General features: G+C 76.4%; 11 protein-coding genes. 3 read left to right on the forward strand and 8 right to left on the reverse strand.

The genetic code is table 11. The features are described from left to right. Positions 1–23: 23 nt before the first annotated feature. The 5 genes from AC1UE5_RS07700 to AC1UE5_RS07720 all read right to left on the reverse strand — a co-directional run bounded on the left by AC1UE5_RS07700 (position 24) and on the right by AC1UE5_RS07720 (position 3,788). Positions 24–857, reverse strand: coding sequence for a substrate-binding domain-containing protein (locus AC1UE5_RS07700; protein ID WP_482921808.1), 834 nt, complete (start codon positions 855–857; stop codon positions 24–26). Then, on the reverse strand, positions 854–2,212 hold the full coding sequence (locus AC1UE5_RS07705; protein ID WP_482921810.1) for a S8 family peptidase: 1,359 nt from the start codon (positions 2,210–2,212) through the stop codon (positions 854–856). The genes AC1UE5_RS07700 and AC1UE5_RS07705 overlap by 4 nt, the downstream gene beginning before the upstream one ends. Beyond that, the gene (locus tag AC1UE5_RS07710) at positions 2,209–3,120 is read right to left on the reverse strand and encodes a glycine betaine ABC transporter substrate-binding protein (protein WP_482921812.1); all 912 of its coding nucleotides are present in this window, start codon (positions 3,118–3,120) and stop codon (positions 2,209–2,211) included. The genes AC1UE5_RS07705 and AC1UE5_RS07710 overlap by 4 nt, the downstream gene beginning before the upstream one ends. A gap of 64 nt (positions 3,121–3,184) precedes the next feature. Then, complete coding sequence (locus AC1UE5_RS07715; protein WP_482921814.1) at positions 3,185–3,451, reverse strand: DUF202 domain-containing protein; 267 nt, start codon at positions 3,449–3,451, stop codon at positions 3,185–3,187. After that, a complete protein-coding gene (locus AC1UE5_RS07720; RefSeq protein WP_482921816.1) occupies positions 3,435–3,788 on the reverse strand; it encodes a YidH family protein in 354 nt (117 codons plus the stop codon). Before AC1UE5_RS07720 ends, AC1UE5_RS07715 begins: the two co-directional genes overlap by 17 nt. Before the next feature lie 77 nt (positions 3,789–3,865). On the opposite strand from AC1UE5_RS07720, the gene AC1UE5_RS07725 reads away from it, so the two are divergent. The 3 genes from AC1UE5_RS07725 (at position 3,866) to AC1UE5_RS07735 (ending at position 7,452) form a co-directional block, all read left to right on the forward strand. Next, the gene (locus tag AC1UE5_RS07725) at positions 3,866–6,004 is read left to right on the forward strand and encodes an MMPL family transporter (RefSeq protein WP_482921818.1); all 2,139 of its coding nucleotides are present in this window, start codon (positions 3,866–3,868) and stop codon (positions 6,002–6,004) included. 31 nt (positions 6,005–6,035) lie between these two features. Beyond that, on the forward strand, positions 6,036–6,383 hold the full coding sequence (locus AC1UE5_RS07730; RefSeq protein WP_482921820.1) for an ArsR/SmtB family transcription factor: 348 nt from the start codon (positions 6,036–6,038) through the stop codon (positions 6,381–6,383). 76 nt (positions 6,384–6,459) lie between these two features. Next, positions 6,460–7,452, forward strand: coding sequence for an HD domain-containing phosphohydrolase (locus AC1UE5_RS07735; protein WP_482921822.1), 993 nt, complete (start codon positions 6,460–6,462; stop codon positions 7,450–7,452). Between the two features lie 28 nt (positions 7,453–7,480). Here the strand turns inward: AC1UE5_RS07735 and AC1UE5_RS07740 are convergent, their stop codons facing one another. The 3 genes from AC1UE5_RS07740 to AC1UE5_RS07750 are packed head-to-tail and all read right to left on the reverse strand — an operon-like array spanning position 7,481 to position 10,541. Further along, positions 7,481–9,334, reverse strand: a complete 1,854-nt coding sequence (locus AC1UE5_RS07740; protein ID WP_482921824.1) for a hypothetical protein — start codon at positions 9,332–9,334, stop codon at positions 7,481–7,483. Further along, positions 9,331–10,044, reverse strand: a complete 714-nt coding sequence (locus AC1UE5_RS07745; protein WP_482921826.1) for a hypothetical protein — start codon at positions 10,042–10,044, stop codon at positions 9,331–9,333. Before AC1UE5_RS07745 ends, AC1UE5_RS07740 begins: the two co-directional genes overlap by 4 nt. Beyond that, a complete protein-coding gene (locus AC1UE5_RS07750) occupies positions 10,041–10,541 on the reverse strand; it encodes an RNA polymerase sigma factor (RefSeq protein ID WP_482921828.1) in 501 nt (166 codons plus the stop codon). The genes AC1UE5_RS07745 and AC1UE5_RS07750 overlap by 4 nt, the downstream gene beginning before the upstream one ends. Between the last annotated feature and the right edge of the window lie 40 nt (positions 10,542–10,581).

Raw genomic sequence — 10,581 nt, forward strand, 5'->3', positions numbered from 1 at the left:
CCTCCGGCGGGTGAAGGACGGCGCTAGCGCGCCGGGACGTAGCGGGTCGTGATGACCTGCCGCGCGGTCGGGCTCGTGCGGATCCAACGCAGGAACTGCGCGACCGCGCCGCGCGGCCGCCCGCGCGTGGCGAGGTGGAGCGGGCGACGGCCCGGGTAGGCGCCGCTCGCGATCGTCGCGCGCGTGCACGGGACGCCTTCGTAGGGGACCGCGTGGAGGCCGCCCGCGAACGCGAAGTCGATGTAGCCCCACGCGGTCGGCGTGGCGAGGAGGAAGCTGCGGGTCGCGCTGGCGGTCGCGAACGAGCGCGGGACGTACGTGACGTCGGTCAGGCCGTCGACGAACGTGGAGAGGAACGTGGTGCGCCCGCCGGTCCCCAGCGCGAGACCGGCCGCCGCGATCGGGCCCTGCACGCCGGCGCCGGGCAGCTGGCTCCAGTCGGTCAGCGCGGACGAGACGAGCCCCTGGACCTGGGCGCGCGTCAGCCCCGGGAGCCGGTTGGCGGTGTTGGTCACCAGGCAGATGCCGCTGTAGGCGACCGGCGTGAACACCAGCTCGGCGCCGTCGTCGTCCTGCTTGTCACGGCTCACCATCCCCGCGTCGACGATCCCGCGCAGCGCGTCGTCCGCGCCGGTCTGGGAGCCGCCGCCGCGGATCGTCACGCGCGGCGGCGTCGCGACCGAGCGCCGGTAGTAGTAGACGAGGTCGGCGACCAGCGGGAGCATCGTCGACGAGCCGCTCATCGTCAGCGTCTGCTCGCGCGGCGCGCGCTGCGCCGTCGCGTCCCCGGGCAGCAGCGCGGGGGCGAGCGTGGCGACGAGGATCGCCACCCCGAGCAGGGTGTGGCGGCGGCTCATCGCTGCGTGCCGACCGGCGGGCCGGCGCTCGTGTCGGGCTTGCTCGTCGCGGCGCGGGCGACGCGCGCGCTCGCGGTGGCCAGCGTGCGGCCGCGGCGGTCGAGTGCGCTGACGCGGACGCTCCGGCCCGCGGCCCGGCTCGCTCGCACGCGGACGCTGAGCGGCAGCGCGCCGGGGCGGACGTCGGCGAGGCGCCGCTGGCGGAGCGTGATGCGGTAGCGCGCGATCGCGTCGGTGGCGCCGGTGGCGGCGATCTGGAGCGTCAGCTCGCTCGCGGTCGCCGTGGGCTCGAGAACCTGCAGCTGGGGACGCTGGCCGAGGTCGTAGGTCGAGGCGGCGCCGACGCTGCGCACCGCGGCGTCCGCGTCGAGGTACCCGGCGCTCACCGGCAGCGACGTGCGCGACGCGGACTGCAGGATCTGCGCCCGCAGCTGCTCGGCGGGCAGGTCGCGCCGGACGCTGGCCATGAGCGCGGCGACGCCCGCGACGTACGGCGTCGCCATCGACGTGCCGGTGCGGACCTCGTAGCGGCCGGTGCGCGACGCGGACACGATCTGCTCGCCTGGCGCGGCCAGCGAGACCGTGTGGCGGCCGAAGTTCGAGATCGTCGCGAGCTCCCTGCCCTGCGTCGGCGCCGTCGCGGCGACCGCGATGACGTTCGGCGCCGCGATCGCCGCCGGGTAGACCGGCTTGACGTCGTTGTTCGTGCCGTCGTTGCCGGCCGCCGCGACGACGAGCGCGTTGGCCGCGGCCGCCGCGTCGACCGCCGCCTCCAGCGCGGCGTCCTCGTTCGGGCCGCCGAGGCTGAGGTTGATGATCCGCGCCCCGTTGGCCGCCGCGTAGCGGATGCCCTCGGCGACCGCGGACGTCCTGCCCGAGCCGTCGTTGCCGATCACCTTGACGATCATCAGCTTCGCGCGGAACGCGACGCCGACGATGCCCCGGTTGTTCGCCGCGCCGGCGATGATGCCCGCGACGTGCGTGCCGTGGCCCTGGCCGTCCTCGGGCGTGTTGTCGGTGGGCCCGGCCATCAGGTCGACGCCGTGGACGTCGTCGATGTAGCCGTTGCCGTCGTCGTCCTTGCGGTTGCCCGGCGTCTCGCGGAAGTTCGTCCAGATGTTGGGCGCGAGGTCGGCGTGCTGGAGGTTCGCGCCGGTGTCGATGACCGCGACGACGACGCCTGCGCCCTGCGAGCGCGTCCACGCGGCGGGGAGGTCGGCGATCGCCTGCGGGCTCATCGCCCACTGCTCGCCCAGCAGCGGGTCGCGGGGCGCACGCTGGCCGGACGCCGGGGCGGCTGCCGCGGCCGCGACGACCGCGGTGAGGACGAGCGATGCCGATGCGCGGGTCCTCACGGCGCGGCCGGCCAGTAGCGGCCGAGATCGGAGAGCTTGGTGACGTTCAGCAGCGCGGCGACGTCGCGCCGGACGACGAAGACGTTTCGGTTCTCGCCGGGCGCCTGGGCGAGCGGGCGCAGGCCGCGACGGCGCAGCGCGCTGCGCAGCGTGCCCTGGCCGCCGAGCGCCCGGTGCAGCGAGCCCGCGTACTCGGGCACGAGGTCGACCCGCCCGTTCGCCAGTGCGCCGAGCGCCGCGTTGCGCAGCCCGCCGACAGGGAGCACGCGGGTGCGGAACCCCTCGGCGCGCAGCGCCTGCGCGTAGACGTGGGCGAGCACGGCGTTCTCCGAGAAGCCCTGGTAGCCGACCCGGATCACGCGCCCGCTCGCCGCTCCTGCGCCGCCGAGCCCGTTGCGGTCGACGAACTCGCCGCCGACCGGCTCGGCCAGCCGCCCGTCCGCGATCTGCTGGTTGAGCGAGCGCAGCGCGAGCGTCGTGATCCGCTCGCTGACCGCGTTGACCTGCCGGCGCAGCGCCGCGGCGCGCCGGCGGCTCAGCCGGTCGAGGGCCCGCGTCCGCACGACGGGCACGACGTGGTCGCTGCCGAGCATGTCCTTGTCGTCGCGCAGCGCGCGGATGTCCGGCCGGGACAGCTGCGGGTCGGACGTGAACGCGACCGCGACCTCCGCGATGCCGTCGTCCAGCGCCGTGACCCCCGCGTCGGCCGACGCGAGCGACACGAACGCGGCGCCGACGTCCAGCCGGTACACGCGCCGCAGCCCCTCGCCGCAGCCCGGGTTGCGCAGGCAGTCGGCCGGCGCCGCCAGGCGCACCTGCGCGGGTGGCGCCTGCGCGACCGCGGTCGCCGCTCCCGCCGTCCCTGCCACCAGCGTCGCCGTCGTCACGAGCCCTACCACTCGCCGCATGCCCGCACACTCGCGCGGCTCCGGGTGACGCCCACATCACCCACATCGGATGACCGCGCTGCCGTCAGCTGCCGTTGACGACGAGCAGCGCCGCGAGCACCGCGGTGGCGACCGTCGCGGCGAGCGTCACCTCGACGCGCTGCTGACGGCCGACGAGGAGGCCGAGCGCGGCCAGCGCCGCGGCGACGATCGCGCCGAGGACGAGCTCGTCGCGGTGCGCCGCGAGCGCGAGCGCGAGGCCGGCGTACATGAGGTACGCCAGGCCCGCGCGCTGCCACGCGAACGCGGTGCGCTCGCGCGCGTCGCGCAGCTCGTCAGCCCGCGGCGGCATCGACGATGACCACCGTCGCCGCGATCACGGCCAGCGCGGCGACGCCGATCGCGAGCACGACGTTCGTCTCCGAGCGCGGCAGCGGCGCGCCCGTCCGCATCGCCCGCTGCACCGCCGCGTGCCGGCGCAGGCTCGCCACCGCCAGCGCGACGCCGAGCAGCATCGGCGTCAGCGCGCACACCAGGCGCGCGACCGTCGACTCGAACTCCACCAGCTGCCCGATCGCGACCCCGCCGCCGATCAGCGCCAGGGCCGTCCGGTTCCAGGCGAGGAACGTCCGCTCGTTGGCGAGCGTGAACCGGGGATCGGGCTCCTCGCCTTCGTCGGTCGGCGCCACGCGGGCACGGTACCGCGCCCGTCACGAACCTGCCATGCACCGATGTACAACTACACAGTTGTGTTACTGTCGGCCGCATGCCTGCCGCCTCCGCCTCGAACCACCTCCGTCTCGGCCCCCTGGGGCGGCTCGGCCGCTGGACCGCGACGCACGTCCGCGCGGTCGTGCTCGTCTGGCTCGTCCTCGGCGTCGGGCTCGGGGCGCTTGCGCCGAAGGCTGAGCACGCGCTGTCCGGTGCGGGCTGGGAGGCGACGGGCTCGGAGTCGGTCGACGCGCGCACGCTGATCGACGAGGACTTCGGCGGCCTCGGCAGCTACGGGCTGATGGTCGTCGTCCACGACCCGCAGCGCACGACCGCCGACCCCGCGTTCGCGGCGGCGCTCGCGGACGTGCAGCGGACGCTCGAGCGCAGCGACGCGGTCGGCGCCGTCGTCCCGCCGCGGCCCGGCACGACGATCGCGCGCGACGGCCACACCGCCGTCGTGCAGGCGGGCGCGGCCGCCGACGCCGACGCGATGGTCCGCGCCGCGGGCGAGCTCACCGGCGGCCTGGCCGCCGTCGGCGAGCGGCACGGGGTCGACGTCCACCTCACCGGCGCGGCGGGCATGTGGTCGGACTTCAACGCCGCCAACAAGGAGGCGATGCTCCGCTCCGAGCTGCTGTCGTGGCCCGTCACGCTCGCGATCCTCGTGATCGCGTTCGGGTCGCTCGTCGCCGCCGGCCTGCCGCTGATGCTGACGATCGCCGGCCTCGTCGCGGCGATGGGCTCGATCTACCTCGGCACGAAGATCGCCGGCATCTCGATCTGGGCCATGAACTTCGCGCTGATGTTCGCGCTCGCGCTGGGCGTCGACTACGCGCTGTTCGTCGTCTACCGCTTCCGCGCGGCGCTCGCGAGCCGCGGCGGGTCCGCCCCGGTCGAGGCGGTCGCGCAGACGATGGACACCGCCGGCAAGGCCGTCCTGCTCAGCGGCGCGACCGTGCTCGTCTCGCTCAGCGCCGTGCTGCTCGTCCCGAGCCCCGCCTTCCGCTCCGTCGCGGTCGGGATCATGGTCGCGGTCGCGTTCGTCCTCGCCGCCTCGCTGACGCTGCTGCCCGCGGTGCTGACCAAGCTCGGCGCGCGGATCGACCGCCTCGCGCTGCCGTGGGCGCACTCCGGCGAACACCGTTCGCGGCGGTTCGCGGCATGGGGCGAGCGGCTGTGGCGCCGGCCGGTCCCGTACGGCCTCGCGGCGCTGGCCGTCCTCGTCGCGCTGACCGTGCCCGTGCTCCACCTCGACACCGGCATGCCGTCGATCGCGGTCGTGCCCGAGGAGGACGGCTCGCGCCAGGGCTACGCCGCGGTCCAGCAGGCGTTCGGGCCGGGCGCGACCGGGCCGCTCCAGCTCGTCGCCCCGCGCGACGAGGCTCAGGCTGCCGCCGCCGTCGCGCAGCGCGACCCCGGCATCGCCCAGGTCCTCCCGCCGCACCCGGGTGGGGGCGGCCGCGTGCTCCTCCACGCGATCCCGCGCAGCGACCCGTCCGACCCCGCGACCGGCGCGACGATCGAGCGGCTGCGCGACGCGCTGCCGGCCGCGACGCAGGTCGGCGGCGCGGCGGCCGAGAACCACGACCTCGAGCGCGCGCTCTCCAGCCGCACCGCCCTGGTCATCGCGGTCGTGGTCGCGCTGGGCTTCCTGCTCCTCCTCGTGGCGCTGCAGGCCCCGGTGGCCGCGGCGCTCGGGGTGCTCACCAACCTGCTGGCGACCGGCGCGGCGTTCGGCGCGGCGAAGCTGATCTTCCAGGACGGCCACCTCTCCGGCCTGCTCGGCTTCACGTCGCAGGGCTTCCTCGACGCGTGGGCGCCGGTGTTCTTCTTCGCGATGGTCTTCGCGATCTCGATGGACTACTCGGTCTTCCTGCTCTCCAGCGCCAAGGAGCACTGGGACCGCGGCGAGGGCGCCAAGGCGGCGATGGTGGGCGGTCTCGCCCACTCGGGCCGCGTGGTGTTCGCGGCGGCCGCGGTGATGGTCGCGGTGTTCTTCACGTTCGCGCTCAGCGGCCCGTTGCCGCCGAAGGAGATGGGGCTCGTCCTCGGCCTGGCGGTCCTGCTCGACGCCGCCCTCGTCCGCCTGCTGCTCGTGCCGGTGCTGCTGCGGCTGCTGGGGGAGCGGGCGTGGTGGCGGCCGCGGCTGCTCGCGCGCGTGCTGCCGGACGTGCGCTTCGGCCACGCGTGAGAGCACAACCGGACGGCGGTACAGTGGAGCTGTGAGCGCCGCGTCGCCCGCCGACGACCTGCACCCGCTCCCCGACCCCGTCGTGGAGATCGTCGCCCAGCGCTTCCGCGTGCTGGGCGAGCCGATGCGCATCCGGCTGCTGGAGCAGCTCCGCGACGGGCCGCTCCCGGTCGGCGAGCTGCAGGAGCGGGTCGGCGCGTCGCAGCAGAACGTCTCCAAGCACCTCGGCGTCCTGCTGCAGGCGGGCATCGTCTCGCGCACCAAGCGCGGCACGTCGGCGTACTACGAGATCGTCGACCCGATCGTGTTCGAGCTGTGCGACCTGGTCTGCGGCGGGCTGCGCCGCCAGGTGGCGGAGCTCGCCGAAGCCCTCGGCTAGTCGGTCATCCGTCCGCGCTCCGGTTCCCGGCGCGTAGACCGTGCGAGCTTCGTGCCATGATCGAGGCCGGTTGACGGTGACGGAGCCCGGATCCCCACGTCTCGCCGCGCTGGTCGTCGACGACGACGAGCCGATGCGCGCGGTCGTCCGGCGCATCCTCGAGCGCGCCGGTCACGCGTGCTCGGACGCGGACGGGCCGGCCGCGGCGCTCGCGCTCTTCCGGGCGGAGCGCCCGCCGCTGGTGGTGTGCGACGTGCAGATGCCCGGTGGCTCGGGCGTCGACCTCGTGCGGGAGCTGCGCGCGCTGGATCCGGACGTCGCCGTGCTGATGATGAGCGGCGCGGACGACCCGGACGTCGCGCACGCCGCGGTCGAGCACGGCGCGTACGGCTACCTCGTCAAGCCGTTCAGCCCGAACGAGCTCGTGATCAGCGTCCGCGGCGTGCTGCACCGGCAGGCGCTGGAGCGGGAGAACCGGCGCCACCGGGAGCACCTCGAGCTGCTCGTCCGCGAGCGCACGAGCGAGACGATCAAGCGCCTCATGCGCGCGGTGGAGCTGCGCGACGACGAGACCGGCGGCCACATCGAGCGGATCGGCGACCTCAGCGCGCGGCTGGGGAGCGCGATCGGGCTGCCCGAGCCGGAGATCGAGCAGCTGCGGCTCGCGGCGCCGATGCACGACGTGGGGAAGATCGGGATCGCCGACGCGATCCTCCGCAAGCCGGGCCGGCTGACGCCGGTCGAGCGGGCCGAGATGGAGCGCCACGCCGAGCTCGGCCACCGGCTCCTGACCGGCTCGGGCGGCCGCCTGCTCGACCTCGCCGCGACGATCGCGTGGACGCATCACGAGCGCTTCGACGGCAGCGGCTACCCGCGCCGCCTGCGCGGCGAGGACATCCCGCTCGCGGGTCGCATCGTCGCGGTCGCGGACGTCTTCGACGCGCTCACCAGCGACCGCGTCTACCGCCCCGCCTGGTCGGTCGACGAGGCGCTGGAGACGATGCACGAGGAGGACGGGCGTCATTTCGACCCCGCGATCCTCGGCTGCCTCGCCCCGCTGGTGACCTGAGCGCCGCCGCGCCGCGCGCGGCTGACGGTCACCGGAAGGTCGCGCGCTGCGGCGTGCCGTCGGCCGCGATCCAGCGCAGCGCGACCGGGTCGGCGTCCCCGCGCCGCGGGATCAGGGCGACGTTGTCGCGCACGGGCACCGGACCGCCGCGGCGGCCGCGGTAGTCCGCCTCGACGCCGGTGACGCCGTCGGGCAGGAGGTGGGCGAGAACCTCGCTCCCCCACGCCGGCCGCAGCTGCCCGCGCGCCGCGGCCGCGGCCGGCCCGCACGACACCGACGCGGTGGTCAGCGACGGCCGCACGATCACGCAGACGGTCTGGCGGCCCGGGACGACCCACACGTCGCTGCGCGCGACGCGCCGGGCGCCGCGCAGGTCGACCTTCCCGGCGAGCGCGCCGTGGTCGCCCCGCCGGCCGAGGACGTCGAACCGGACGGGGAACGCGTCGGCCAGCGTCCGCGGCCGCGCGAAGACCCCGAACGCCTTGACGCTCTCCGGCATCACGTGCGGGCCGGGCGCCCGGCCGGGCGCGAGCCTCAGCTTGCGCCAGGGGGTGTAGATCGTCGGGTTCGCGTGCACCGCCGCCCGGACGCCCACGGTGAGCCCGTCGGGGTGCGGGCGGCCGATCGCGAGGAAGAACGCGCCGCTCGGGCCAGGGCGGGCGGTCGAGGTCAGCCGCGGCCAGATGCCCTTGACCTGGATCCACCGCACGCGCGACGCCGCGAACCCGCTCAGCACGACCGTGCCGTCGTCGCGCCGCGCCAGCCCCGCGACGAACGTCTGGGCCCGCACGTGGCCGGGCACGGCGCACTGCTGCGTCGCGCCGTCGGGGCGGATGCCGGGCGCGGCGGGAGCCGTGCGCGGGAGCGGCGTGCCGACGGCGACGCACCGCGCGCGAGGCACCGGCGGGCGGACGACCGACTGGAGCGCGGGCGCGTCCATGATGAACGCCTCGACCGTGCGCTGCTCGACGACGCCGCCCTGCGGCGACCTCGCCGGCGCCGGCGCGACCGGGCTGCCGGCGGCGATCTGCGGCCGCGGCCCGCACACGCCCGCGTACACGCCGGCGCGGCGGAAGGCGACGTGCCGCTCGACCTTCCCGCCCGGGTCGAGGTAGACGAGCTCGCGCAGCGCGCCCCGCTCGGAGCGCGGGAGCACGATCCGCGCCGTGTTGTCCTGCACGGTCGCGTCGACGCGCCGCCCGCCGGCGAACGCGGCGTGGATCTCGCTCACACCGTCCGGGATGAACCCGTCGAGGCCGAGGAGCTCGCCGCGCGGGCCGAGGCACGGCCGCTCGGCGAACCCGCCTCCCCGCAGGATGCGGCTGAGCGCGACCATGCCGAAGTACTGCTCACCGCCGCGGGTGAGCACGAGCAGGCCGGGGTCGGCGGGCCGGGCGCGCAGCCGGGCGTAGCGCTCGAGCACCGACGCGCGCCGCTTCGGGCCCAGCTCGGCCAGGCAGCGCCGGTCCAGGCGCGTCGACGGCCGCGTGTCCGCGATCGGGATGGCCCACCGCTCCTTGCTGCCGGGGGCGTCCGGCAGGTGGCGCGCCGCGTCGAGGTGGATGCCGCTCAAGGGCAGTGTGCGCAGCAGCGCGAGCGCGTCGTCGCCGAGCGCGTCGGCCGGCGTCGCGGGACGGCGGAGCAGGCCGAGCCGCGCGGTCAGCGCCACGGGAGCGGGCCCGCGCGCGAGCTCGGCGTGCTCGACGCGCTCGACCCGCACGCACCGCGGGATGCGGAAGACGGGCGTGAAGCCGAAGACGGGCACGGTCGTCGTGCGTACGCGCGTGGTCTCCTCGTCCGGCGCCGCGAGAGCCAGCGCGACGCCGACGCCGCCGCCCACGCACAGCAGCGCGAGCGCGACGAGGACGACCCGGCGGCTCACCGGCACGCTCCGTCCGCGCCGCAGCTCAGCACCCGCGCGCCGTCCGCGTCGATCACCTCGGCGGACGCGAGGTCGCGGAGGCCCGGGACGGCCGCGACCGCGTAGCGCAGGCCGTCCGGGAGCCCCGCGCGCTCGGTCGCCTCGGCGGGCGCCGCCGTGGCCGGGACGGACACCGCCGCCGCGCGGTCAGCGGCGCCCTCCAGCGCCCGCGTCCGCACGACCAGCCGCGCGGCGGTCGCGGGCAGGGCGGCGTAGAGCAGCGTCCGGTCGCGGGCCGCGTCGAGGTGGCGCTCCACCCGCGGCACGGCCAGGCGCGCCGCGTCGCAGCTGCGGCCTGCGCCGCCGCTCGGCACGCGCACGGACAGCGCCGGCCACGCTGCCCCGGCGCACGGCCGGGCGCTGACGCGCAGCGCGCCGCCCTCCGCCGTGGTGACCCACACCGGCGTCCCGGCGTCGGCGCCGTGGTCGAGCGCAGCCGGGGGCGCCGGCGCCCAGATCTGGTTCGTGGCGACCGCGGTCGTGCCGACCAGCGCGCTCGCCGCGACCACCGCGACGGAGAGCCGCAGCAGCCGCCGGAGCCCGCGCCGCCGCCGGGCCGCCGCCGCGGCCGCGCCACCGCCGTGCCCGTCGAGCGCTACCCGCGCCGCGCGCAGCTTCGTGCCGAGCTCGTCGAGCAGCTCGTCGGGCGTCCGGTCCGCGCCGCCGCTCATGCGCCCGCTCCGTCCAGCGCGGCAGCCAGCGCCCGCAGCCCGCGCGACACGCGCGCTCGCGCGGCCTGCTCGCTCACGCCCAGCCGCGCGGCGACGTCCGGGTAGTCGAGCTCGTCGACCACGCGCAGCCGGACCGCCTCGCGCTGGTCCTCCGCCAGCCGGGTCAGCGCCTCGCCGACCAGCCCGCGGAGCTCCTCCAGCTCGCTGAGGTCCTCGACGCGGCGCCGCTCCTCCTCGGTCAGCGAGGCAGGCTCGATGCCGACCCGTCGCAGCGCCTTGAGCTCCGTGCGCCCCTTGCGCAGCGTCTCCAGCAGCACGACCCGCGCGATGCCCCACACCCACGGGCGCGCCTCGCCGTGGCAGCGGTGGCGCTGCTCGAGCGCCCGCGCGAACGTCTCCGCCACGAGGTCGACGGCGAGCTCCGCGTCGTACGTGCGGCGCACGAAGTACGTGAGCATCGCCTTCGCGTCGCTCCGGTAGAGGGCATCGAGGTCCATCCACCTCTGTAGTGACGCGAGCGCGGATGCTGTGACCGGG

Source organism: Parviterribacter multiflagellatus, from assembly GCF_056863265.1.